This is a genomic window from Enterococcus sp. FR204 (genome assembly GCF_031143325.1).
Taxonomy (GTDB): domain Bacteria; phylum Bacillota; class Bacilli; order Lactobacillales; family Enterococcaceae; genus Enterococcus_B; species Enterococcus_B faecium.
Genome location: NZ_JAKZIW010000007.1, coordinates 44,810 through 71,777, shown reverse-complemented (window position 1 = coordinate 71,777; position 26,968 = coordinate 44,810). Strand labels below are relative to the sequence as shown.

General features: G+C 39.2%; 20 protein-coding genes. 4 read left to right on the top strand and 16 right to left on the bottom strand.

All coding sequences use genetic code 11. The features are described from left to right. Positions 1-143: 143 nt before the first annotated feature. The 5 genes from RG571_RS03440 to RG571_RS03420 all read right to left on the bottom strand — a co-directional run bounded on the left by RG571_RS03440 (position 144) and on the right by RG571_RS03420 (position 6,357). The gene (locus tag RG571_RS03440) at positions 144-494 is read right to left on the bottom strand and encodes a helix-turn-helix transcriptional regulator (protein ID WP_002316410.1); all 351 of its coding nucleotides are present in this window, start codon (positions 492-494) and stop codon (positions 144-146) included. Between the two features lie 15 nt (positions 495-509). Further along, complete coding sequence (locus RG571_RS03435; protein WP_048946711.1) at positions 510-2,237, bottom strand: phospho-sugar mutase; 1,728 nt, start codon at positions 2,235-2,237, stop codon at positions 510-512. Positions 2,238-2,449: 212 nt separating this feature from the next. Beyond that, entirely contained in the window at positions 2,450-3,376 is a 927-nt protein-coding gene (gene trxB / locus RG571_RS03430) for a thioredoxin-disulfide reductase (protein WP_258430543.1), read from the bottom strand. A 144-nt stretch (positions 3,377-3,520) separates the two neighbouring features. Then, complete coding sequence (locus RG571_RS03425; protein WP_308947509.1) at positions 3,521-4,954, bottom strand: 6-phospho-beta-glucosidase; 1,434 nt, start codon at positions 4,952-4,954, stop codon at positions 3,521-3,523. Next, a complete protein-coding gene (locus RG571_RS03420) occupies positions 4,954-6,357 on the bottom strand; it encodes a 6-phospho-beta-glucosidase (protein WP_258430542.1) in 1,404 nt (467 codons plus the stop codon). Before RG571_RS03420 ends, RG571_RS03425 begins: the two co-directional genes overlap by 1 nt. Before the next feature lie 229 nt (positions 6,358-6,586). Between RG571_RS03420 and RG571_RS03415 the strand changes: the two genes are divergently transcribed. Continuing rightward, positions 6,587-7,489, top strand: a complete 903-nt coding sequence (locus RG571_RS03415; RefSeq protein ID WP_258430541.1) for a MurR/RpiR family transcriptional regulator — start codon at positions 6,587-6,589, stop codon at positions 7,487-7,489. A gap of 40 nt (positions 7,490-7,529) precedes the next feature. On the opposite strand, the gene RG571_RS03410 is transcribed toward RG571_RS03415, so the two are convergent. The 5 genes from RG571_RS03410 to RG571_RS03390 form a co-directional block, all read right to left on the bottom strand. Beyond that, the gene (locus RG571_RS03410) at positions 7,530-9,416 is read right to left on the bottom strand and encodes a beta-glucoside-specific PTS transporter subunit IIABC (RefSeq protein WP_258430540.1); all 1,887 of its coding nucleotides are present in this window, start codon (positions 9,414-9,416) and stop codon (positions 7,530-7,532) included. A 96-nt stretch (positions 9,417-9,512) separates the two neighbouring features. After that, positions 9,513-10,364, bottom strand: coding sequence for a BglG family transcription antiterminator LicT (gene licT / locus RG571_RS03405; RefSeq protein WP_142431374.1), 852 nt, complete (start codon positions 10,362-10,364; stop codon positions 9,513-9,515). A gap of 457 nt (positions 10,365-10,821) precedes the next feature. Beyond that, positions 10,822-12,606 (bottom strand): ABC transporter ATP-binding protein, encoded by a 1,785-nt coding sequence (locus RG571_RS03400; protein ID WP_142431373.1) that lies wholly within the window; start codon positions 12,604-12,606, stop codon positions 10,822-10,824. After that, positions 12,606-14,357: an ABC transporter ATP-binding protein gene (locus RG571_RS03395; protein WP_010726057.1), complete on the bottom strand. Its 1,752-nt coding sequence runs from the start codon at positions 14,355-14,357 to the stop codon at positions 12,606-12,608. The genes RG571_RS03400 and RG571_RS03395 overlap by 1 nt, the downstream gene beginning before the upstream one ends. 141 nt (positions 14,358-14,498) lie before the next feature. Next, entirely contained in the window at positions 14,499-14,723 is a 225-nt protein-coding gene (locus RG571_RS03390) for a YneF family protein (protein WP_002294955.1), read from the bottom strand. 250 nt (positions 14,724-14,973) lie between these two features. Between RG571_RS03390 and RG571_RS03385 the strand changes: the two genes are divergently transcribed. Next, a complete protein-coding gene (locus RG571_RS03385; RefSeq protein WP_002317870.1) occupies positions 14,974-16,560 on the top strand; it encodes an Nramp family divalent metal transporter in 1,587 nt (528 codons plus the stop codon). A 53-nt stretch (positions 16,561-16,613) separates the two neighbouring features. Here RG571_RS03385 and RG571_RS03380 read toward each other — a convergent pair whose 3' ends face one another. Continuing rightward, positions 16,614-18,401, bottom strand: a complete 1,788-nt coding sequence (locus tag RG571_RS03380; protein WP_258430539.1) for a glucosyltransferase — start codon at positions 18,399-18,401, stop codon at positions 16,614-16,616. A gap of 212 nt (positions 18,402-18,613) precedes the next feature. Continuing rightward, positions 18,614-19,516, bottom strand: coding sequence for a deoxyribonuclease IV (locus RG571_RS03375; RefSeq protein WP_002338978.1), 903 nt, complete (start codon positions 19,514-19,516; stop codon positions 18,614-18,616). Between the two features lie 278 nt (positions 19,517-19,794). On the opposite strand from RG571_RS03375, the gene RG571_RS03370 reads away from it, so the two are divergent. Further along, positions 19,795-22,140 carry a penicillin-binding protein gene (locus tag RG571_RS03370; RefSeq protein WP_258430287.1) on the top strand — a complete coding sequence of 782 codons (2,346 nt, stop codon included), beginning with the start codon at positions 19,795-19,797 and terminating at the stop codon, positions 22,138-22,140. 341 nt (positions 22,141-22,481) lie between these two features. Here the strand turns inward: RG571_RS03370 and ccpA are convergent, their stop codons facing one another. Further along, positions 22,482-23,483, bottom strand: a complete 1,002-nt coding sequence (ccpA, locus tag RG571_RS03365) for a catabolite control protein A (protein WP_002291653.1) — start codon at positions 23,481-23,483, stop codon at positions 22,482-22,484. 209 nt (positions 23,484-23,692) lie between these two features. Between ccpA and RG571_RS03360 the strand changes: the two genes are divergently transcribed. Continuing rightward, a complete protein-coding gene (locus tag RG571_RS03360) occupies positions 23,693-24,799 on the top strand; it encodes an aminopeptidase P family protein (protein ID WP_258430288.1) in 1,107 nt (368 codons plus the stop codon). 58 nt (positions 24,800-24,857) lie between these two features. Here the strand turns inward: RG571_RS03360 and RG571_RS03355 are convergent, their stop codons facing one another. The 3 genes from RG571_RS03355 to galU all read right to left on the bottom strand — a co-directional run bounded on the left by RG571_RS03355 (position 24,858) and on the right by galU (position 26,966). Next, complete coding sequence (locus tag RG571_RS03355) at positions 24,858-25,460, bottom strand: YtxH domain-containing protein (protein ID WP_002294968.1); 603 nt, start codon at positions 25,458-25,460, stop codon at positions 24,858-24,860. A gap of 2 nt (positions 25,461-25,462) precedes the next feature. After that, on the bottom strand, positions 25,463-25,903 hold the full coding sequence (locus RG571_RS03350) for a DUF948 domain-containing protein (RefSeq protein WP_002289575.1): 441 nt from the start codon (positions 25,901-25,903) through the stop codon (positions 25,463-25,465). Between the two features lie 124 nt (positions 25,904-26,027). Beyond that, positions 26,028-26,966, bottom strand: a complete 939-nt coding sequence (gene galU / locus RG571_RS03345; protein WP_002289574.1) for a UTP--glucose-1-phosphate uridylyltransferase GalU — start codon at positions 26,964-26,966, stop codon at positions 26,028-26,030. Between the last annotated feature and the right edge of the window lie 2 nt (positions 26,967-26,968).

Genomic DNA, 26,968 nt, shown 5'->3' with positions numbered 1-26,968 from the left:
AGACTATAGGTCGGGTTATTTGACGTACAGGTACTGTTCTATGGGGCGCTTACAGACTAACAATTTTTCTTTAAAAAAACTGGACTGTGTCAGCGAAGAAGATTCGTTGACACAGTCCAGTTTGTCTCTATTTGCACCTATCGTTATTGATGTTCCACATGTTTGAGTGTCTGGTTCAAAATATCCAGTACGTGAGAATCATCAAGACTATACAAAATCGCTTTTCCCTCACGATGGGACTTGACGACATGGTTTTCTCTTAATAAACGCAGTTGATGCGATACAGCAGATTGTTCCATTTCCACTGCTTGGGTGATTGCTGTCACATTTTGTTCCCCGTCTTTCAGATACAGCAGAATTTTGAGACGAGTGGGGTCACTCAACATTTTGAATAGTTGGCTGACTTTCTCTACTTTTGTTTTTTGCGTGTCTGGCAATCCATTCACCTCCAACTTGAAAAAAGACTGACTTCTAAAGTTTACCACTTTTTCCATCAGTCTCAAGTTTTTTTATTCTTCTGTCATCTTTTGGATAATCGTTTCATAAGCGGCTACTTTTTCAGCTGCGTCTTCTGAAGAGTTTCCTTTTACACCGATATAAAATTTGATTTTCGGCTCAGTTCCTGAAGGACGGATAGCGATCCAGCCATTTTCTTCCAGCGTATACTTCAATACGTCAGATGGCGGTGTCGTTAGTTTTTCTACGTTTCCTTCACGGTCTGTTCTCGTCAACTCTTTGAAGTCTTCTGTTTGGATGACTTTTGCTCCGGCAAATTCTGTTGGTGCTTCTTCACGGAATTTTTCCATCAAAGCAGAGATTTTCGCAGAACCTTCTTGTCCGCTCATTGTCACAGAAATCGTTTTTTCTGCGTAGTAGCCATAGGTTTCAAAAATCGTTTGCAAGCCATCATACAACGTTTTGCCTTGTTTTTTATAGTAAGCTGCTACTTCTGCTAATAAGAGCAATGCTTGGATCGCGTCTTTGTCGCGAACGAAAGGTTTAACTAAATAACCGTAACTTTCTTCGAATCCGAACATAAAAGTATGGGAATGATCTTCTTCAAATTGTTGAATTTTTTCAGCAATGAATTTGAATCCTGTCAATACATTGAACATGGTAGCCCCATAGTGTTCCGCAATTGCTGTAGGTAATTCGCTAGAAACGATCGATTTCAATACCGCTGCGTTTTCAGGTAAAGTGCCTCGCGATTGGTGTGCTTCCAAAATATATTGAGCAAACAGTGCTCCGATTTGGTTTCCGGTCAATACTTCATAGGAGCCATTTGGCAAACGAACGGCTGCACCTAAACGGTCTGCATCAGGATCTGTTGCAATCAGCAAATCAGCGCCTTCTTTCTCGCCAAGTCGTATCGCATACTCAAAAGCAGAGTGTTCTTCTGGATTTGGTGATTTGACTGTAGTGAAATCTGGGTCTGCGACAGCTTGTTCTGGAACTAGTACGAATTGTTCGAATCCAGCTTGTTTCAACGCACGTTCGCCCAACATTTTTCCTGTTCCGTGAAGTGGTGTGTACACAAGTTTCAAATCTTTCCCCATTGTTTCCACCAATTCATGATCAATCGTTACTGCTTTGATTTCTTCTAGATAAGCGGCATCCACTTCTTCTCCGATGATCGTGATCAATCCGCTATGTTCAGCTTCTTCGTCAGATAATACTTCAACTTTTAACGGATTGCTGACTTCACGGACATATTTCGTCAATGCATCTGCGTCTGCAGGAGGCATTTGTCCCCCATCTTCTCCGTAGACTTTATATCCGTTGTAAGCTGCTGGATTGTGGGATGCGGTTACCATGATTCCCGCAAACGTCTTCAAATGACGGACTGCAAAAGAAAGCTCTGGTGTTGGACGTAGACTTTCGAATACATAAGATGGGATATTGTGATGTGCTAATGTTTTGGCTGCTTCCATGGCAAATTCTGGTGATTGATGGCGTGAGTCATAAGCGATAGCGACACCTCGGCGTTTTGTTTCTTCGCCTTGTGTATCCATGAAACGTGCAAGTCCTTCTGTTGCTTGTCTTACCGTATAGATGTTCATTCGATTGATCCCAGGCCCTAAGATTCCCCGCATGCCTGCAGTACCGAATTCCAACGGTGCATAAAAAGCATCTTCAAGTTTTTCAGGATCTTCACCCAGATCATTTAATTGTTTTTTTAAGTTTTCTTCTAAATTTTCTTCATGTACCCATTGTTCATACACTTGTTCCCAAGACATGAAAATAACACCTCTTTCTGAAATATGGTTCTTAATAAGTATAGCATTCACTTATTAGATATGAAAGTATGAGGACCAAAAAACGCTTAAATCAAGAAAGGATTCTTTTATCAAGCACGGTTGCAAGTATTCGCATAAATCGGATTCAGTAGATTTCACGCGAAAAAAAAGAGTAAAAGAACAATTAAACCGTTCTTCCACTCTTTTTAAACTTATGCAGTTGTTTCTTCTAAAGATTCCAAGTATTTATACACTTGTTGTCCAGCGATCCCACCATCACCAACAGCAGTAGTGATTTGTCGCAAATCTTTTTCACGAACATCTCCGATGGCAAAAACGCCTGGTATATTCGTCTTCATTTCGTTGTCTGTTGGAATCCAGCCAGCTTCGTTCGTTAACCCTGCTTCTCTAAATGGTGCAGTTAATGGATCCAGTCCAACATAGATGAATACTCCGTCTGCTGCCAAATCAAACTCATTGCCGGTTTTGACATTACGTGCTTTCACACCTGTCACTACCATTTCATTCCCAACGATTTCGTCAACGACTGTATCCCACATAAAGGAAATTTTTTCATTCGCAAATGCACGGTCTTGGATGATCTTTTGTGCACGTAAGTCATCTCTACGGTGGACGATGACTACTTCAGAAGCAAATTGTGTCAAATAGATGGCTTCTTCTACTGCTGAGTCTCCTCCTCCGATCACTACTAGACGTTTGTTACGGAAAAACGCACCATCACAAACTGCACAGTAAGAAACGCCACGTCCAGCAAATTCTTCCTCGCCAGGTACGCCTAATTTACGGTGGATACAGCCTGTTGCGATAATGACTGTTTTTCCTTCGTAAGTTTTATCTTCACAAATAACTTCTTTGTGGCTGCCGTGATCCTTGATATCTTGCACGATTCCATAAGCATTTTCTGTCCCAAATCTTGAAATACCTTCATACATCTTATAAGCTAGATCAGGACCCATGATTGAATCGAAACCAGGATAGTTTTCGATTTCTGCCGTATTGTTCATTTGGCCGCCAGGGGCGCCTTGTTCGATCATCAATACGGATAAGTTTGAACGTGAAGCATATAAAGCAGCAGTCATCCCAGCAGGACCTGCGCCAATAACGATTACATCATACATATGTAGATTCTCCTTTACTTAATCAAGTAAGCATACTTTACAGCCAATGCGAAAAAAAGTCTATTGTTCTGCTTGCGTTTCTCGAATAGCTTTATTATACTCGAAAAATCCGCTGAAAAACAATAGACTTTTATAAATCATTGATCAATCATTCGAAAGATTTTCTCCATTTGAATCAATTACTTTTTTATACCAGTTGAATGATTTCTTCTTCGAACGGGCTAATGTGCCATTTCCTTCGTTGTCACGATCGACATAAATGAATCCGTACCTTTTCTTCATCTCACCTGTACCAGCTGATACTAAATCAATACATCCCCAAGTCGTATAGCCTAATAGATCGACTCCATCTAATTCTACTGCATCTTTCATTGCCTGGATATGTGCTGCCAGATAGTCGATTCGATAGTCATCTTCCACATAACCATTCTCATCGGGCGTATCGACTGCACCTAAGCCGTTTTCTACAATAAATAGTGGTTTTTGATAACGATCATAAATATCATTCATCGTTATTCTCAAGCCTAATGGATCAATTTGCCAACCCCATTCACTTGCTTCCAGATATGGATTTTTGACAGAAGCAAAGATATTTCCTGCAGTCTGTTCCAAGAGTTCGTTGTCAGTAGTCGAAACTCGAGAAGAATAATAAGAAAAGGAGATAAAATCAACAGTATGTTCTTTCAGCAATGCGGCATCCCCAGGTTCCATTTTGATCTGAATGCCATTTAGTTCCATTTCTTTCAATGCATAAGCAGGATATTCTCCTCGTGACTGGACATCAATGAAGAAATAATTTTCTCGATCTGATTTTCTAGAAGCCCAAACATCTTCAGGATTGCAGGTGTATGGATAATATGCTCCTGCTGCCAGCATACAGCCTACTTTGTTCTCCGGATCTACTTCATGAGCAATCTTCGTTGCGATGGCACTTGCAACCAACTCATGATGTGCCGCTTGATATTTGATTTGTTCTTCATTTTCTCCTTCTTCAAAATACAGCCCTGCGCCCATGAATGGTGCATGAAGGATCATATTGATCTCATTGAATGTCAACCAATATTTGACAAGTCCTTTATAGCGATTGAAGATGACTCGGCACAGATTTTCATAAAAACCAACGAGTTCTCTGGAACGCCACGCACCATATTCTTTGATCAAATGCATCGGACAATCAAAATGTGTAATCGTCACAAGCGGCTCGATCCCGTACTTTTGACATTCTTTAAAGACATCCTCATAAAATTTCAAACCAGATTCATTTGGCTCTTTTTCATCGCCCATTGGAAAAATACGACTCCAAGCAATGGACATCCGATAAGTCTTGAACCCCATTTCTGCAAATAAAGCAATATCTTCCTTATAATGATGATACATATCGATCGCAATTTTTGCTGGATAAAAATGATTTTCATCAAATTCAAACATTTTCTTTTTTCCAGTAATGACAGGAAAACGGTCTTCTCCGATTGGCACAACATCTACGTTCGCTAACCCACGTCCGCCTTCATCATAACCGCCCTCGCATTGATTGGCTGCTGTAGCTCCGCCCCATAAAAAATCTTTTCTGAATCCCATCATACTTCCTCCATTACATGTGTATTGCTTGATAATTCTCTTGCCAGTTCATCTTGGACTTCGATTCCTTCTGCTTTTAACCGGCTGATTGTTTCCTTGAATTGCGGTAAATACTGCTGATGTGCAATAAACAACTCATCCATGATCCGTTTTGCTGTCTTTCCTGATCGTATAAGCGGATTGATCGTAAACGCTTGTAAAGCTGTTCCATAATCACCAGTCACAGCTGCTTCGATCGTCAGCAATTCCATATTCTTCATTACTTGCAACCAGCCTCTTTCAGCAGCAGGAAGGGAACCAAACGCTACATTTCGTGCGCCTTGTGCGCCAACATAGGCAGTGACTTCTACTACACAATCTGCCGGCAGATCAGGAACAGCTCCATCATTCTTTGTAGATACCACGATCTGTGTTTCTTTATTTCCATAGATCGAAGCAATCGTTTCACAGGCAGCATCTGAATAATAAGCACCACCTCGTTTTTGCAATTGTTCAGGTTTATGATCCAATTCTGGATCTTTGTATAATTCAAACAGCTCTGCTTCTGTTTCTTTCACTTGCTGCGCTCTTGTACCAATCGTTTGATATTCTTCTAAAGCATGTTCCAGCATTTCTTCTTCACGGTAGTAATAGCGGTGGTAGCCACAAGGGATCATGTTCATTTGTTTTAATTGTTCTTTGAAAAACGGGATATCAAAGATATTTTTCGGCAATCCATTGTCTTCATCGTATAAACTATCAATCAATTCTGCCGTGCGGTCATTTCCTTTATTATCTGCTACTTTGTGCCAATGGAAGTGATTTAGACCGGCAAACTTGTAGATCAGCTTTTCTTTTTTCTTGCCAAGCATTGTTGGTTCTGTCATCATCGCCATTACTGGCACATTGCATAATCCGATCACTTTATCCCATTTGCCATATCTGATAACTGCTTCTGTCACCATCCCGCTTGGGTTCGCGAAATTGATCAGCCAAGCATTTGGACATAAACGCTTCATGTCTTCAACGATTGCCAAAACCACTGGAACGGTACGAAAAGCTTTGAATATCCCGCCAGCACCATTTGTTTCTTGCCCAATCATCCCATAATAACTAGGGATCCGCTCGTCTTTGATTCGTGCATCTAATTGACCGACACGAAACTGAGTCGTAACAAAATCCGCATCTTTTAATGCTTCTTCCCGATCCAGAGTTGCATAGATTTTGACTTCATACGGAGAAGCATCCCACATACGCTGAGACATCTGACTGACGATCTCAAGCTTTTCTTTTCCTTCTTCTACATCTACGAGCCAGATTTCTCGTATCGGTAATTCCTCATATCTTTTGATAAATCCTTCCATCAACTCGGGGGTGTAACTGCTGCCTCCACCAATCGTAGCGATTTTGATTCCTTTTGCCATGTTCTCACTCCTTTACTTTTTACACTTTTATTATCTTTTTTGTAAACAAAACAAACAATAGAAATTCGTTTCTTTCCAGTAACATTTACAAAAGTTAGTGTTTTCTACTGGATTTTTGTAAATATCTTGTCAAAAAATGTCTTTATTAAGCTATATAACATAAATCCGTTTACAAATCATTTTCAAAAAAGTTATAATTTACGTAAAAAAACAAGAAGAAGGTATCTACATGTTATTACGTGAAAAAATCAAAGAAATCTCCTTTTCTCCTTCAGAAAATGAAGTGATTCAGTTTCTCTTAAGCGATTCTCCAGCACTTGGCGAAATGACCATCCAAGAGATTGCTGAGCGATGTTATGTCCACCCGTCCACACTCATCCGTGTAGCAAAAAAAATGGGTTTTGATGGCTGGGTCAGTTTTCGTAATGCTTTTTTAGCTGAAACAGCCTATCTTGAAGGGAATTTTCAAGAAGTAGATGCGAATCTTCCTTTTTCCACCACAGACGGTATTATGACGATCGCAAATAAAATGGCTTCTTTAGAACAGATGACGATTCAAGATACACTTTCTCTCATTCATCATGACCAACTGCAAAAAGCCAAACAACTAATGCTTCAAGCAAAAAAAATCGTGATTTTCGCCAGTAACTCGAATACTTTGATTTCTCAAGATTTCATGCTGAAAATGAAGCGCATCAAAATGGATGTCACGATTGTCACCACTTTTGGTGAATCGTTCTATGAAGCGTACAATTGCACGAGTGATATGTGCGGGATTCTGATTTCTTATACGGGTGAAAACAATGTGATCCTTCGTACCGCAGAAATATTGAAACAAAATCATGTTCCAATTTTAGCTTTGACCAGTATCGGTGATTCAACGCTATCTTCAATGAGTACAGCCGCTTTGCGACTTACGACACGCGAACGACTGTATTCGAAAATTGGTAATTTTACGATCAATACATCGATTTGTTATCTTCTAGACGTGTTATATAGTTGTGTTTTTGCAGAAAATTATCAACAGAATTTAGTCCATCTAATCTCTGTAGGACAAAAATTTGATAAACGCCCTATCAGCTCAGCCATCATGAAAGAGCCTTTCAATTTTGAAAATAAAGAAGTGGACTAAAAAGAATAATTAAGCCTAGTCCATTCTTTCACCTAACCGTTCAGGTCAGTGCGGTGATAAGTGCATCGTCTGGCCCGACCGTCTCCCCTTGATTTTCCAAAATATCCAAATAATCCGTGTAATTGGTGACGATCACAGGTGTTTCTAAACTGTATCCTTCCTCTTCGATTTTCTTTTTGTCGAAGCGGAGCAACAGATCGCCTTGTTTCACTCTTTCTCCTTGCTGCACCAAGCTTTCAAAATATTTCCCTTCCAACTGAACAGTATCCAATCCGACATGAATCAGCAATTCCAGACCTGCTTCAGAAACCATTCCGATTGCATGTTTCGTCGGGAACAGGGTCATGACTGTTCCGTCAAAAGGGGCACGTACTTCTCCTTTTTCAGGGTAGATCAAGATTCCTCGACCTAGTGTTCCTTGTGCAAAAGCTGCATCCTTTGCTGCATTCAGTGGAGCGATTTGTCCTTGTATCGGTGTTTTTACAATTTCTTTACCTGATCTTTTCTGTCTATCATCTGTTTCACCTGCTTCCTCCTTCCAAAAGAAAAAAGTCAGCGCAAAGGATACCACCATCGCAATGGCGATTCCAATCAATACATTAATCACATCCGTTAAATCACCATCTGGTCTAATATAGTTGGGAATTGTAAAGATGCCTAATCCACCTTGATTCCAAGAAGTTAAATTCATTAATCCACTATACGCGCCCCCTAACGCACCACCGACACAGGTAAAAATAAATATTTTTTTACGTGGCAATGTAAACCCATAAATAGCTGGCTCTGTAATCCCCACAATACCAGAAACAATGGCTGGTATTGCGATTGCTTTGTCTTTTGGGTTTCTAAGCTTAAAGTAGAGTGCAGTAAGTGCTGCAGTTTGTCCAAAAGACACTACTGCAACAGGTGTCATGATATTTTGCCAACCATTCACAGAAAATTGCATCAATCCCATTGGTACGATTGCCCAATGGAGACCAAACATCACTAGAATTTGCCAGAAGAAGCCTACGATTGCTCCATAAATAACTGGCGAAAGTGCTAAAAGTGTTTCAAATCCAGCCATTAAAATATCAGTTGCGAATGTGAATGCTGGTCCAACGAGTAAAAAACCTAAGGGCATTGTAATAAGAACGGTGAAGAATGGAACGAAGAAATTCGCGATCATCTCAGGTACTAACTTTTTAATTGGTTTCTGAATTTGGCTAGCTAACAACACAATAAAGATAATGGGAATGACAGAAGAAGCGTAGTTACGCGCAATCCAGGGAATGCCGAATACTGTTTGATAAATAGGTGCTTCAAAAATAGTGCCAGAAAATATGGTCGTCAGTGGTGCTTCTGCTGCACCACTCAAAGCTTCCAGCGACAAGCTAGGATTCATTAATGCTGCCCCAAGCAACATCCCTACGAATTCATTTACTTTAAATTTACGGGCAGCTGTTAAACCGATAATAACAGGCATAAATTGGAATACAGAATCACCGATATTATCAAACATAACAAATGTGCCAGAACCGCGGTCAAATGCGCCTAAGAAGACAAGTAATGCTGTCAGTCCACGAATCATCCCACCAGCAGCTAGAATAGCAAGGAATAGCTGGAAACAGCCCGATATTCCATCAATAAGCATATCAAACGGTCTCATTTTTTCTGTTGAAACAGCCTCATCAAAAGTAAGGTTTCCTGCTTTTATAACCTCTTCAAACACGACTGGCACATGATTCCCGATGACAACTTGGTACTGTCCTCCCGCTCGCATTACCGTCACAACACCGTCCATATTTTTCAAGATCTCATCATTTGCTTTTTCTTCGTTTTTTAATTTGAAACGAAGCCTTGTGATACAATGTGTCAAACCATTGATATTTTCCTTCCCGCCGACATTTTCTACAATTTTGCTCGCTAATTCTTGATATTTTCCCATTTCTATTCCCTCCAATTTATTAGTGGAAGGTTTAGCCAACTGAATGTCACTACCCTTATTTCATGCGTTCTTGTTAATTTATCCTCCTTTTTTTATTTATTTACAACGATTCTCATGCACTAAACGCGCAGTATGGATCGTTAAATACATTTTTTCGTCCGTGGACATCTGGTAGTTGAATATCTCGGCTAAAAAGTCTGCTATTTTCTCAACGCAACCAAACGTATCCTTATATTTTTTTTGAATAACCTGGTACAATTCCTCAGAAACTTCTCCCACTTCTGATTTTTCTCCATCTAGGACGCGTGTCAGAAAAAAACATAGGTGTGTGACGAATCGAAAAAAATGGACTGAATCTTCATCAAATGTAATCTTATAGTAATAGCGGACGATATTTAGAATATCCTGTATTGTTGTAGTAAACAGGTAGGTATTGTCTTGTTGGCTTTGAATGCCTTGTGCATTGACTAAATGCAATGCGATAAATCCGGCTTCATCTTCTGATAACTTGATGTGGTATTTATCCGAGATTTTCTTCACTGTTTTTTTCCCGATGGCATACTCTTTAGGAAATAGTTGTTTGATATCATACAGCAATACATTTGGTACAAATATTCCCATTTTGTGACGTTCGATAGCCGTATACAAATGATCCGTCAATGCAATATACACCGAATCATTCAACTGGACTTGTAGAGCCTCTTTTGTATATTCAATGATTTCACAAGAAATTTCTAAGTACTCAAGAGGAATCGCTTGTGCCAATTCTTGGAACTGTTGTGAAAGTCCGTCATTTGTCAACTGAAATTTTTTGTCGATGCATGAGTCAAAAATCGGGTCACCCACTTTCTTTTTGAATGCCAAACCTTTTCCCATCACGATCATTTCCTGATTTCTTTCATCCCTGGTTATTACGACGTTGTTATTCAGTACTTTCTCAATCAGCATGTTTTACTCCTTTCCATGATATATAGGGCTGTATCCAAAACAAAAAGAAAAACCCAAAAAGCCGTCCATGGAACCATGGGAGACTCATCAGGTTTAGCTTGCATCAGGCAATCACTATCCAAGTCGTATCGTTTTCTTTATATTATCGAAAGCAAGCACTTTTGTCAACGCTTTCTTAGCGGCTATTGGGCACTTCTGACTAGCTGTCGTGATTTTTTTTAAATCTGGTAATTACGACACTAACGCTCACAGATGAAGAATCTGGGAAGCTCTGTTTTATTTTCACTCTAGCGCTTAGGTCAAAATGCTACTATGCTACTGTCCCAACTTCTAATATACGGTGTTCCAGTACCAGCTTATCGGTGATAAGCCAAATTTATGCAAAAATCTGGAAAGCCTTTTTTACAATTTTTTTCTTATCACCTAAAGCTGAACGGAGCCCTGTCACAACCACTTTTTACACACCACTGCTTTGCAGTTTGTACATATCTGCATACAAACCATTTTGCGCTAGAAGTGTTTCATGATTCCCGCGTTCTACTATATGACCTTTGTCTAAAACTAAAATCAATTCTGCATCCCGAATCGTGGACAGCCGATGGGCAATCGCAATCGTTGTCCGTCCTTGTCGCATTTTTGTCAATCCTTCTTGGATCAATCCTTCTGTTTCAGTATCGATATTTGCTGTCGCTTCATCCAATACTAGTATTTTAGGATCTGTCACGATTGTTCGCGCAAAAGTGATCAGCTGTCGTTGTCCGCTAGAATAGCTGGCACCGTGTTCGATCACTTTTGAGTGATATCCTTTTGGTAATTCATCGATGAACTTGTTTGCTTGAACAAACTCAGCTGCATGGCGAATCTGTTCGTCTGTGATAGTTGGATTCATCATCCGGATATTTCCTGCGATATCTCCATAAAACAAGAAGGCATCTTGCAAGACCAATCCCATTTTCTTACGTAACTCTTCCATTGGATATTCTCGAATGTCATGATCATCAATCAAGATCTGGCCTTCATAAAATTCGTAAAACCGCATCAATACGTTGATGATCGAGCTTTTTCCGCTTCCGGTGTGCCCCACTAATGCAACGGTCTCTCCCGGATTAGCGACAAAAGAGATATTGTTCAATACATTGTGCTCTCCATCATAAGAAAAGCTTACATTGCGAAACTCGATCTTACCTGAAGTAATCGCTTGATCTGCTCCAGGATTTTGTTGCGGTGCATATTCTTCTGTATCCATGATTTTCAAAATACGACTACCGGCAACCATTCCATCTGTAAAGGTGCTCAAAAAGTCCATCATTTGAGACATTGGATTAAAAAATCCCTGGACATAGGTCGCAAATGCATAGATCAGTCCAACTTCTACGGGAGAATGCAGCGCATCGATCCCAAACAAAGTCAACGCCAACGCAATCGCCAATGCATATAGAAAATTGATGATCGGACTTAACAGAATCGAATTTGTTTTGATCATCGCATAGCGCGTGTCTAAATACTCGTTGTTCACTTGTTCAAATTCTTTAGCTAAACGAGCTTCTTGGCGAAACTGCTGGATAATACGCATGCCGGAAATCGATTCATTCAATTTCGTGTTCAGCTGACTTAATTTTTCCCGCATATTCCGGTAAATACGAGAACTGAATTTCTGGTAATACCAGATGACGATTCCTAAAATCGGCAAGAACACCAAAGTCCACAAGGCAATTTCTCCATTGATTTGAAACATGGCAATGAAGGAAGAAACGACTGCAAAGATCCCAGTCAATACCATCAAAAAGACATACCAAAATTCAAATAGCGTTTCTGTGTCATTTGTCACTCGAGAAACAGTCGATCCTGCCGGTGTCTGATCAAAATAACGCATACCTAGTGTATGCAGCTTTTCAAATAATCTTACCCGAACATACTGATAGGTCTTCAATGAAGCCATGGAATACAAATACCATTGGAAAAACCAAATGATACTTTTGACTATGACTCCAAACAAGTACATACCAGCAAAAAACAAAATAACTTGTGTCGTAGCCGACTGTTTAGCCAGATGATCATCCATAAAAGTTTGGATGATCCTTGGCAATAGGACATTGATCACAGACAGGGCAAACGCAAATAAGATAGCAACGATGAACGTTCTTCTAAAAGGTTTGGCGAACTTCATCAGTCGTTTGATGATCTTCTTCTGTTCTTTAAGTGGAATCGATTTTGTCCATTCCGATTGATAATTTTCATCCATCAGGCCTCGCCTCCTTCTATCTTCGCTTCTAATTGCTGTTTCTCCCACATTCGTTCATACCAGCCGCCTAATGCAAGCAGCTCATGATGAGTTCCTCGTTCAATGATTTTCCCTTGATCGACAACAATGATTTCTTTTGCATGCATCACGCTGCTTAAACGGTGAGCTGCAATGATGGTTGTTTTCTCTTTTCTTATTTCTTTTAAATTATGCAAGATAGCTTCTTCTGTTTTGGCATCTACTGCAGAAAGTGCATCATCTAAGATCAGCAATTCAGGATTTTTGATCAATGCTCGAGCAATCGAAATCCTTTGTTTCTGTCCGCCAGATAAAGAGACTCCACGTTCTCCAACTAAGGTATCATAACCTTTTGGTAATTCCTTGATTTCATTGTTGATAAATGCTAAAGAAGCCGCATGCTCTACTTCTTCTTCTGAAAGTTTTGGATTAGAAAAACGGATATTATCTCGAATGGTCATCGAAAACAAGAAGTGATCCTGAGGCACATAGCCGATTGATCCTAATAAAGCATTCAATGAATATTCTTTGATCGAACGTCCGCCAAATTGGATTTTCCCTTGATAATCATCGTATTCACGCATCAGTAATTTGATGATCGTCGTTTTTCCCGCACCAGTTTTCCCAACAATACCTAATGTTTCTCCTTCTTGGATTGCAAACTTGATTTGTTCTAATGCTGGTGATTCTTCTTTCGGATAATTAAAAGAGGAAATAGCTACATTCAGCTCGCCTTTTGCCGGGGTCTGCACTGCACCCAATTGTTCCACGATATGCGTTTTTTCATGCAAAAGTTCATTGACGCGATCATAAGAAGCATTTCCTCTTTCCAATACGTTGAACAATCGACCAATCGCAAACATCGGCCAAACAAGCATACCGATATAACTAATAAATGAGACCATCTGCCCGATCGAGATCGTGCCTTCCAAGACATACTTTCCACCTAAAATAATTGTTGCAACATAAGACAGACCGATAATCAAGGTAATGAATGGATCAAATAAGGAGTCTAAAAAATTGACTCGTTTGTTTTTAATAATTGCATCTTCAATCTTTTCTTCAAAATCCGCTAGATCTTCTTTTTCTTGTCCAAATGTTTTAATGACTTTGATCCCAGTGATACTTTCTTGTGTCTTATCATTGATACTAGAAAAAGCTTCTTGCGAATCACGAAAAGCATCATGGAGTTTCGACCCCAGCACTCGTGAAGTGACGGCCAGCAAAGGCAGAGGAATCAGCGCAATCAGTGTTAAGCGCCAATCAATAAACAAAATCATCGCAATGATCGTTGTTCCACCCGTAATCACTGAATCTGCAAAGGTCAAGATACCAGCTCCTGCTACATTCTGGATCGCATTCAAATCATTCGTTGCATGAGCCATCAAATCCCCAGTCCGATATTTTTGGTAAAAGAGATTGTCCATTTCTGTAAAATGTTTGAATAACTGCTGCCGAAGTTCTTTCTCCAACCGAGCTGCACTTCCCCAAATATTCGTCCGCCAGATATAACGAAAAAGATATTGTAAAAAAGCAGCGATAATCAATAGGAAGATCCACCCGAAAATGATCTTTATTGATAAATTTTTATCGGCAATCTCATCAATGATGATCCCAATCACTTTTGGAGGAACTAACTGAACCAAGGCCACTGCGAATAGCGAGAAAACTCCAATTAAATAATGTTTCTTTTCCTGACGAAAAAACCAGCCTAATTTTCTAAAAATCGACATTTTACTCCTCCTTTGTCTTTATCAAGAGCCTAGGATTGTCTGTGCTTGTCTTTTTTGCTGAATAATCTGAATAGTCTAACAAATTACGAAATAAAAAACGGGCTGAAAAAATCAGCCCGTAAAAAGTCGTTGGGTCAGAACCTATTTTTTCCCTTGGTTCTTCATTTGCTGCATCATCTGGCGAATTTTCTTCTCAGATGGTTTTTGCCCCATTGACATCATCATTGATCGCAACATGTCCTCATTAACGGGAGGATTTTTTTCTAAATAGTCTTTCATATATTTACGCGCTAGGAAAAAGCCACCTACTGCGCCGATTAGCAAAGCAATAATAGCAATAAGTACGACAATACCTGTTGATAACATATAAATCTCTCCTTTCTATTTCCGAATTGCTCTCAATGACTTATTTTACTAAAGTTTATTGAAAAAAGAAAGGCGTATTCTTTAGTTTCATGCAAAAAATAGCGGTTTTTTTAGAGGAGAACAAAATTTCTTTCGTCATCTAGCAAGACACGCCACGAAAATAAATTAGGCATACCGAATCTTTTTCTTTAATTTTTTCTTTTTGAGGTGTAGAATGTAATCGTAGATAAATAGGAAAGGTGGTTTTTTCTTGAATAATCAATCCAATAAACAATTTCATAAGCATCGACTTATTGAACATACAAATGGTTTATCTTTAGCTGAAGTAAATGGAACAGTTGATGTACCAAAGGGGAAAAGTTTTTTTAAAACACTTCTTGCTTACTCTGGACCTGGTGCGTTAGTAGCAGTTGGGTATATGGACCCGGGTAACTGGTCTACTTCGATCACCGGAGGACAAAATTTCCAATATTTATTGATGTCAGTTATTTTGATGTCTAGTCTTATTGCTATGCTTTTACAGTATATGGCAGCAAAATTAGGAATCGTGAGCCAAATGGATTTGGCACAGGCAATCCGAGCACGCACAAGTAAGACATTAGGTGTCATTTTATGGATATTGACTGAATTAGCCATTATGGCAACAGATATTGCAGAAGTAATTGGTGCAGCAATCGCCCTCTACTTACTTTTTGATATTCCATTGGTGATTGCCGTCTTTATTACTGTATTAGATGTTTTCGTTCTCTTACTACTGACAAAAGTCGGGTTTCGTAAGATCGAAGCACTGGTTGTCTGCTTGATTTTCGTCATTTTATTCGTTTTTGTCTATCAAGTTGGCTTGTCTAACCCAGATTGGCACAGTTTATTTGCTGGCTTTATCCCTAACAGCCATACATTCTCCGACTCACCTGTCATTGGTGGCGAAACTCCGCTAACTGGAGCATTAGGGATTATTGGCGCAACAGTCATGCCACATAACTTATATCTACATTCAGCAGTTTCACAAACTCGGAAGATCGATCACCAAGACGAAGAAGATGTAGCACAAGCTGTACGTTTTTCTACTTGGGACTCTAATATCCAATTGTCGATGGCTTTTCTAGTCAATGCGCTGCTATTGATCATGGGTGTCGCTGTCTTCAAAACCGGTTCTGTCCAAGATCCTTCCTTTTTTGGTCTGTATGAAGCTTTATCTGATCCATCAGCTATGAGCAATGGTATTTTGATTGCTGTAGCAAAATCTGGTATCTTGTCCACTTTATTTGCTGTAGCACTTCTTGCTTCTGGCCAGAACTCTACTATTACTGGTACGTTGACCGGTCAAGTCATCATGGAAGGATTCATCCATATGCGTATCCCGATCTGGCTAAGAAGACTGGTCACACGATTGCTTTCTGTGATTCCTGTATTGATTTGTGTTTTGTTTACAAGTACAAAAGGAACGATCGAAGAACATACCGCTTTGAATAACTTAATGAATGAATCCCAGGTGTTCTTAGCTTTTGCGTTGCCGTTTTCGATGATCCCTTTACTGATGATGACCAACAGCCAAGCGGAGATGGGTAGCCGATTTAAAAATTCATTCATCGTAAAACTTCTTGGCTGGTTCTCTGTGATTAGTCTAACTTACTTGAACTTACGAGGATTACCAGGACAGATCGAAAGTTTCTTCGGCGAGCAAGCCACTTCCGCTCAACTAGCATTGGCTGATCACATCGCTTATGTAATCATTGTTCTTGTCCTTCTCCTGTTGGCATGGACGATTGGTGATTTATATAAAGGAAACAAAAAATATGAACAGCGTTTGCAGGAAACGGTAGAAGAAATCGAATAGAAACTGATTTTTCCACACAAAGACCCTTGATAGTTAGGTTAAAAATCTAACTATCAAGGGTCTTTTTGTTTAGAAGATAAAGCTTTTTTCAGATTTAATTTACTGAAAACTAGCATGCTTGTTACTACGATGAATTGCGTTAATGGCACACCTGCACCAGTGTAGACACTTAAAAAATAGTCCTTTTTTTCTGGCGCATAAGAACAAAACCATGAGACACCGAAAAGAAAAACCAATTGTGTCAGTACTAATCCAGTGACCACAATCAAAGAAGAACTATAATACGTACGATCAACTTTTGCAAATACGGTTCCTAGTATCATGAGTAGTATTCCTGCTATTGAAGCAATCAGTAATGGTATGGACAAAACTTGGTAAATTTTTATCATGACATTCGCGACTTTTGCTGATTTTGTTAATTGGAAATTAGGTGTTCTCGGTTCATTACTATCGATCCAATTCTCCATTAGCGGAAGGTTTAATAATTCTTGAGCCTGTTTGACTTGTTCTTGCGTTCCGAAACTATAATTTCCTCCTTGATGGAAATCTTTATATCGCCATGCATAAGCGTATCCTGATTGAAGGAAATCGAATACGATTGGCAGATCACTCATCGTCTTTCCATCTCCTGATCCCATCAGATAGAACTCTTTTTTCTTTTTGATGGTTCCCTTGTGATAGGCTTCTTCTAATTCTTGGTTGACTTTTTTCCAAAAATCATTGGTTTCTTTTGCATTGTTTTGGTAATAACCAGATTCGCTTACCACATCTCGCAATGCCCAAAAGATGATATCTCCGGGTAATTCTTTTACTTTTCCACCTTGAGTCCACGCGTGAGTCGTATATAATTCGTCAATACGGGTAGAAACAGTATGGAATGTAGGAGATGCGGCTAATGCTTTATTTAGTGCAGCATGTGAGACCCATATCTCACTGTTTTCTTTATTCAAGTTCGTTTCATCATCTATTCGGATCAGTTGTTTCATCAAACGTCCAAATTCTCCACTCGAACGGTCATTGATGGTTGCAATACCGTATGTTGTCTCATTTTTATATTCGATCCACTGATAGACGATGGAAAAGCCAACTATAGGAAGTAAAAACAATGAAAGTTTCAGCCATTCCCGTTTCGAGAGAAGAAAGAGTCGTTTTTTTAACTTCTTTACTTCTTTGAAAGAAAAGTCTTGCCCTAGCAAGATCTGGACGAAACTGATACCCAAAGCTACTACAGTAAAAGGAAGAAGCCAGATAGAATCTTCGCGAATGAACCAAAAAAAAGGAAAAGCGACAGAAAGCCCTAAAAACCATGGCAGCAATTTTCTGCTAGAACCGTATTTGCGGTAATAAATAGCTAATAAACAAGCGATAATGATCTCAACAGCCGGAATCACGAGGGCATTACGATACGTTCGAGTGGAATATTCATGTGTAAAACTAATCGGAGAAAACAAAAAATAAAAATAGATACTTAAAAGAAGATACTTGTTCTTCACGATCGGTTTAAACGCGAGTGCAACCAATATACTGGCAAAAATACTGAACATGCCGAACAAAACTGCATAAGAAAAATGCAGTTTATGTGCAAGTACTAAAAATAAGCTGTAGGAGATTCCTTTGGAAAGTGTTGTAGTCGTATACTCCCCTAGCCATTTACCGTCCAAAATATTTTGAGCATAGCGAATCAGCAGCTGATCATCATAGGTTGCCGACATGTCTGTTCCATAGATTGCTTTACTATATAAATACAAACGAATAATTGTAAATAATAGGGCTATGCCAAGAATAAAGTATGTATGTTTCTTTTTTAGTTGGTTGATCAAGGGTTTTAAAGTGTTCAGCATCTTTTCGTCCTTCCAATCACGTTTTGCCACTTGCTTGTGAAACTTTTCGTTTTTTTACTTTTCTACCAGTATACCCTGTTTGTCTAAATTTAAAAAGAGGGGGGAGAAGATGCATGATGAAAAAGACTGCAAAAAGTACTCCTTTGTTTCTTAAACAAAAAAGGACAAGGCAATGTGCCTGGTCCTTTTTTGCTGCTGTCAGATAGAAAATCTTAGAGTATCACTTCTTCTGCTAATAACTCAGGAAACACTTCTGGATCAAATGTTTGCGCTTTGAACATGGCGATTTCTTTTCCATATGGTGCGTAAGCTTTCTTTTTATCTTTGCCGACATAGGGAGTTTCCAAGATTTTCGAAATATTGTCAAACATTGGATCATGGACGATCTTATTCAGCGTGTCGAATCCGATTGTTCCAAAACCAATATTGGCGTGCCGGTCTTTATGCGAACCTTGCGGATTTTTAGAATCATTGATATGGAGTACTTTAAGCCGATCTAACCCGATGATCTTATCAAACTCTTCCATTACACCTGAAAAGTCTTCTTTAATATTATAACCGGCATCATTCGTATGACAGGTGTCAAAAGTAACGGATAATTTTTCATTCAATTTTACTCCATCGATGATTTGCGCTAATTCCTCAAATGTTCGACCGATTTCCGTACCTTTACCTGCCATTGTCTCCAAAGCGATTTGTGCCGTCTGTTCTTTTGTCAAAACTTCATTCAAGCCTTCAATAATTCTAGCAATTCCGGCTTCTGTTCCTGCCCCTACATGAGCACCTGGGTGAAGTGTAATTTGAGTAGCGCCTAAAGCTTCCGCACGAACAATCTCTTCTCTCAGAAATTGGACGGCAAAAGGAAACATTTCTGGTTTGATCGTATTCCCCAAATTAATGATATAAGGGGCATGAACGACGATATTTATTAGACCGTTTTCTGCCATGTACGCTTTTCCGGCATCAATATTCATCTCTTCGATGGCTTTTCTTCTAGTGTTTTGAGGGGCTCCTGTATAGATCATAAAAGTCGAAGATCCATAACTGGCTGCTTCTTCTGCTGCTCCTAACAGCATTTTCTTTCCGCTCATGCTGACGTGTGAGCCTAATAACATGGATGGATTCCTCCTTGAAAGGCAATTGTTACTAACAATTCCTATATATTGGTAAGATGATATACAAAGAAAATGATTGATTTTTCTTTGCCCTGTTCTCCATAGTAACTGAAATTTTCTCTAAAGAAAAGCTTAAGAACTCTTTTATAAAAAAGATCATTTTCTCACGTTTTAACTCCTTTAAAAAAGAAATTCCTGCCAAAAACAGCCTTGTCTGTTTTTTTGTTCTATTATTTGCTATAATTAGCGAAATAAAACCATTAGTTGAGGTGACCCTTTTGCCACGCAAAAATACTCGAAAAAAACAGAATAGAAGAAAAAAAGAAAAATGGTTTGTTCCTAAGATTATTTTTAGAGTTTTTCAATCATTGACTGTTTTTATTACTGTTCTTCTTTTGATGTTCGCAGCTCTAGGTATTGGAATAGGCGCTGGCTATTTTGCCTATCTCGTCGAAGACACACAATTGCCGACTAAAAAAGCACTGCAGACAGAACTAGGAAACATTACAGAAACGTCAAAGATTGTTTATGCAGATAATACAGAGATATCAAAAATCCAGACAGATCTGATGCGCACGACTATTTCATCTGATAAAATTTCACCTTTATTGAAAACTGCAATTATCAGCACAGAGGATGAATACTTCGATAAACACCAAGGTTACGTTCCTAAGGCTGTTTTACGAGCATTAGTATCTGAAGCTACTGGTATTGGCTCTTCTGGTGGATCAACTTTGACACAGCAATTAGTCAAACAGCAGATCCTTACAGATGAAACAACATTCAAACGTAAAGCAAACGAGATCATTCTTTCTGCACAAGTAGAAAAATACTTTTCAAAAGATGAGATCATTGCTACGTATTTGAATGTCTCACCATTTGGTCGTAATAATAAGGGACAAAACATTGCTGGAGTCCAGGAAGCTGCAAGAGGAATCTTTGGTGTAGATGCAAAAGATGTTACTCTGCCGCAAGCTGCTTATATCGCTGGATTACCCCAAAGCCCGATCACGTATAGTCCATACACGAACACAGGCGCGCTAAAAGAAGATCTTTCTGCCGGCCTTGCCAGAAAAGATTTTGTTTTATTCAGTATGTATCGTGAAGGCCAAATTACGAAAGAACAATACGAAGAAGCAAAATCCTATGACCTTACAAAAGACTTTCTACCACAACAAATCGCAGAACAGACTGACAAAGAATTCTTGTATTATACTGTGATGAATGAAGCAACAAGAATCATTGCACAACAATTGGCTGAAAAAGACAACGCTGATATGTCTGATTCATCGATCAGTGACGCTTATTATCAAAAGGCACAGCAAACGATCCAAAATAAAGGATATACAATCCATTCGACAATCGATAAAGATGTCTATGCTGCACTGCAAAATGGCGTAGAAAATTATGGATACATGTTAGATGATGGTGCTGGCAGTCAAGTAGAAACCGGAAATGTATTGATGGATAACAGAACTGGCCGCATCTACGGATTCGTTGGCGGACGGAATTACAGTCAGAATCAAAATAACCATGCCTTCGATACAGAACGTCAAGCTGGCTCATCAATCAAACCAGTTCTTGTTTACGGACCTGCAATCGACATGGGGCTTATCGGATCAGAATCCCGTGTATCAGATTATGCAACAACTTGGCAAGAAGGAGAAAATGCTGGCGAGAAAATCGTCAATGCTACTAACGAAGGATCGAACACCTTTCAAACCGTCCGTGAGTCACTAGAATGGTCCAACAATATCCCGGCTTATCACTTATATCAAGATGTGTTGAATTCCGGTGGATCGAAACAATATGCTTACGAGCACTACTTGGCAAAGATGAACTACCCGGCAAATGACAATTGGGGCGTTGAATCTGCTCCTTTAGGTACAGTAGATGTCACAACGCTTCAACAGACCAACGGATTTCAGGCTTTAGCAAACGGCGGGGTCTATGAAGAAGGCTATATCATCGATTCCATCACAGATAACGCAGGAAATGTAATTTATAAACACGAAAGCAACTCTGTCCGGATCTATTCGGAAGCAACAGCATCGATCATGAATGACATGATGCGTAGTGTGATCAATGCAAAAATCACTACACCATTCAAAGATGCCATCTCAAGCTTAAACGGAAATCTAGGAAAAGCAGATTGGGTCGGAAAAACTGGTTCTACCAATGAATACCGAGATTCATGGCTAATTGTCTCTACTCCGTCTATTACCATCAGTAGCTGGGCAGGGCACGATGACAATACTGGAATGGACAGCAAAGCAAGGATACGTTCGGCTAATTATCTTGCCAATCTGATCAATCAAGCTTACCAAGCAAAACCTGACATTTTTGGCACTGATGAGAAATTCGAATTATCATCTGATGTGATGAAGAAAAAAGTATCTGGATTTACTGGTCAAACACCTGGAAAAGTTACTGTCAATAAAAAATCCATCCAAACACCAGGAAAAACAGTTGAATCGCTATGGGCAAAAAATGGACCGAAGAAAAGCGCCTTTAAATTTGGCGTTGGCGGTACCGATGAAAACTATACAGATTACTGGAACACCGCTTCAGCTTATGCAAGAGCAAATCAAGCAACCAAAGAATCAGATGAGAAAGATGATTGATTTAATAGATTACACAGTAATAAGGGAATGTGACAATAGTATTGTCACATTCCCTTATTTTTTTGATGGTGGTGAACAAAATGCAGCATATATACACGGATTGTTTTCTATACGATAAATGTAATTTCAACCACTTTCTCTCTTTTTTAAGACACAAAAAAAAGGATTATAACAAAATTTTGTCATAACCCCTTTTCCCGAATAAACGGTGTTCTCCTGCCAACTCCGAATCACAAGTCACAATATATATTCATCAAACATGAGATGCTGTTTTTTGAAATTGCTCCTTGTGACGCAGAGTTAAACGGCAGGCACACAACCTCTGAATGGTTGTCCTTTTATTATTTTGTAGATCCTTTTTCTTCGATTCCATAAGGCAAGATAATCGTTTTTTCTTCGACTTCTTCTTTATTCATCATTTTCGTCAATAGGCGCATAGATACCGCCCCTAAATCGTATAATGGTTGTGTGATACTTGTTAAACGAGGACGAGCTACTTCTGTCAGTAGTGAATTGTTACTTGTGATGATTTCGAATTCTTCCGGTACTTTCACGCCACGATCTAATAAACCATCCAAAATACCGATGGCTAATTCATCATCTGAAACATAGACAGCTGTTGCACCGCTATTATGGATCCGATCGACTAGAGATAGACCATCTTTGAAGTTGTATTGTGCTTCAAAGATCAATCCTTCGCTATATGGTAGGTTATTTTCGCTTAATGCTTCTTTATAGCCTTTCAGACGATTTTGTCCATTGATGGGATCGATCAACGCACCACTGACAAAAGCGATTTTTTTATTGCCGCTTTTTGCCAATTTGTTTACTGCATCTTTTGTTGCTGATACATAATCAATGTTTACGCTACCTACTTGTTCATCTGGATCAATAGAGCCAGCTAATACAACAGGAGTTTTTGAACGTGAAAATTCTCCACGGATTTCGTCTGTGATATGGTGACCCATGAAGATCACGCCGTCCACTTGCTTAGCCAGTAAGTTATTCAATACATTGACTTCTTTTTGGTCGTTGCCATCTGAATTTGCTAAGATAATATTGTATTTGTACATTGTTGCCACATCATCGATACCACGTGCTAAAGAAGCAAAGAACATATTGCTGACATCAGGGATGATTACCCCAACTGTTGTTGTTTTCTTACTTGCCAAGCCACGCGCAACTGCGTTTGGACGATAATCCAAGCGATCGATAACTTCCAAGACTTTTTTTCTTGTTGCTGGTTTGACGTTTGGATTGCCATTTACGACACGTGAAACAGTAGCCATCGAAACATTTGCCTCTCTCGCTACATCATAGATAGTAATTGTTTGCTTTTCCATTTGTGTTCTCCTATTCATATTTTATATGTTTTCTGAAAATACGTCTTACATTTCTAAAATAGAATATCAAATAATCTCAAGAATTGCAACCGTTTTATTTCTGTTTTCATGAAAATTTTTACTTTTTTCAGTTTTTAGAACGTTGGTCTTTTAATAAATCAGTGGTACAATTATTGAATACAAAATTAATTTAGAAAGTAGGTTGCCAAATGAATAACGTAAAAATCAATGAACTACGTCAATGGATGGCACAACACCAAGTCGAATTGGCTTATATCAGCGACCCTGGCCACATCGCTTACTTTTCCGGATACGAAAGTGATCCTCATGAGCGTGTACTAGCTCTTTTTATCCCTCTTGAACAAGATCCTTTCCTTTTCACTCCTGCTTTGGAAGTTGAAGATGCTCAAAACAGTAGTTGGGCGTATGATGTCCGTGGCTATTTAGACAGCGAAAACCCTTGGGAGATCATCGGAAAAGAACTTCGTGCTCGCTATGGTCAGCCTGGCAATGTAGGGATTGAAAAGAACGCCTTGACTGTCGAGTGCTTCGATGCTATCTCTGATATCTTGACGGGAACGGATTCTTACACTGATCTAACTTCCATCATCCAACGTCTACAACTGATCAAAACTCTAGAGGAAAAAGACAAACTGATCGAAGCTGGTAAATGGGCCGATGTTGCATTTGAGATTGGCTTTAAAGCAGTGAAAGAAGGCGTGACTGAACAAGCGATCATTGCAGAAATCGAATACCAATTGAAAAAACAAGGTGTTTCACAAATGTCTTTCGACACATTAGTCCTTGCAGGAGCAAATGCTGCAAGCCCTCATGGTACACCAGGAAACACGAAGATTTCACCGAATGAACTTGTGTTATTCGATCTTGGCGTTGTTTGGAATGGCTATTGCAGTGATGCTACTCGTACAATTGCTTATCAAAAACCAACCGACTTCCAAGAAAAAATCTACAACATCACTCTTGAAGCACAGCTTGCCGCACAAGAAGCCGTCCGTCCAGGTGTGACAGCAGGTGAACTTGATCAAATCGCACGAAACGTGATCAACAGCTATGGCTACGGCGAATATTTCAATCACCGTTTAGGTCACGGGATCGGAACAACCGTCCACGAATTCCCTTCCCTTGTAGAAGGAAATGACTTAGTAATCGAAGAAGGGATGTGCTTCTCTCTTGAACCAGGAATCTATATTCCTGAAAAAGTAGGGGTACGTATCGAAGACTGTGTATATGTGACAAGCGATGGCTGTGTGCCATTCACGACTACACCAAAAGAATTACTCGTTTTAGAAAAATAAGAGTAAAAAAGGTGAGAGCTAGTCCGCTCCCACCTTTTTATTCTATAAATTTGTGATTTTAGTGATTTGTAGATGAATCTGTCATTGTATCTTTTATTTCTTTTTTAGCTTCTTTCGCATCTTCTTTTGCCATTTTCATCATTTCTTTTGTGTCATCTGCAACTGGTTTTGCTTCTGACATTCCTTCATTGACAGTATCTCCTGCTTTACCAGCAGCGTCTTTTACATCAATCATGATATCTTCTGAAGTATCTTTAGCAATACTTCCTAATTCATCTGCGGGTTTTTTCATATCTTCTGCCGTTTTTTTGAAACGATTAGATAAGTCAGCTGATTGTTCTTTAAGATTTAACAAGATATCGTCAGATTCACTTCCTGCTTCATCTGCTGATTCACTTACTTTTTGTTTGACACTACCTGCTAGATCACCTGCTTGTTGAGAAAGATCTTGCGCTTTTTCTTTTGCAATACCTGTTAACTCAGTCGATTTTTCTTTCGCCATATCTGTGTAATCTGAAGCCATATCCATCAAATCATCCGCTTGGGCAGCTAATTCATCCCGAAGTTCTTTACCAGATTTTGGTGCTAACAATAACGCGGCGATTGCTGCGGCTGTGCCTCCGACTACTGCACCTAATAAAAATCCACCTTTTTTAGCCATTTTTATTTTCCTCCTGTCGTTTCAGTATGTTTTTTGTTTTTAAAAAATTTCATCGCTGTCCCACCGACTTTTCCGGCAACCGTCGCTTTAGCTGTCGTTTTACCGATTCCGCCGACTTTCGTCGCGATGTTTTTACTAGAATGATTAAGTTCTGATACACTTTCACTTAAATCAGCAACTGCTGTGAACAATGGATCGATCGTTGCGACTTTTCCATTGATATCCAAGAGCAGTTCATTACTTTTGACCAGCAAACCTTCTACTTGTCTAGACAAAAGATCTACGTCTTTTGTGACGATTTCGATCGTCGTATTTGCTTCTGCTACAGTCTGATCTACTTTTTCTAAAGTTTTAGAAACTTGCAACAACACACGAACGATAAAAACGACAAGTATCGCAAAGGCGATTGCTGCGATCAATCCTGCAATTTCTCCTCCTGACATGATCAAACTCCCTTCTTGTCTCTCTTTTCTATAAGGATAGCATTTTCGTGTTTTTTAAACAAATAAAAACGAGCTTCAACTACTTTTTATTCAATTAGCAGCTGAAGCTCGTTAGAAAAAAGGGTTATTTTTTCTTTTCTTCTTTGATTTCTGTTATTCCTTTTGGATTATGATCGATCTTGCTTCCTTCTGCTTCTAATGTTTTACCTAAAGACAGGATATACTCACGTAAAGGTGCACCTACTTCTGGATGTGTTAGACCATATTCAATACTTGTTTTCATAAAACCAAATTTGTCACCGACATCGTAACGTTTACCTGTGAATTTACGGGCAAATACGCGTTGTGTTTTATTCAATGTATCGATTGCGTCAGTTAGTTGGATTTCATTTCCGGCTCCTGGTTGTTGCTCGGACAATACATCAAAAATTTCTGGAGTCAATAAGTAACGTCCAATAATAGCTAAATCACTTGGTGCTTTGCTTGGATCTGGTTTTTCAACAAAGTTTTTGACATTGTATAACCCATCTTCCAATACTTCTCCTGGATTGATAATTCCGTATTTTGAAGTTTCATCATGAGGAACTTGCATAACGGCGATCGTAGAAGCATGAGTACGTTCGTAATCATCGATTAATTGCTGTGTCAATGGTACTTCATCTTCCATGATATCATCGCCTAGCATAACGACAAACGGTTCATTTCCAATAAAGGCTCTTGCTTGAAGAACGGCATGTCCTAAACCCTTTGGATGAGATTGACGGATGAAATGCAAGTTGACATCTGTCGTTTCTTCTACTAATTTCAATAATTCGGTCTTTCCTTTTTCACTTAGGTTTGTTTCTAATTCAATATTTGAATCAAAGTGATCTTCGATTGGTCGTTTAGCTTTTCCTGTAACGATCAAGATGTCTTCGATTCCTGATTTCAACGCTTCTTCAACGATGAACTGGATTGTTGGTTTATCAACAATTGGCAACATTTCCTTTGCCATAGCTTTTGTTGCTGGTAAAAATCTTGTTCCTAATCCTGCTGCTGGAATAACTGCTTTTTTGACTTTCATAT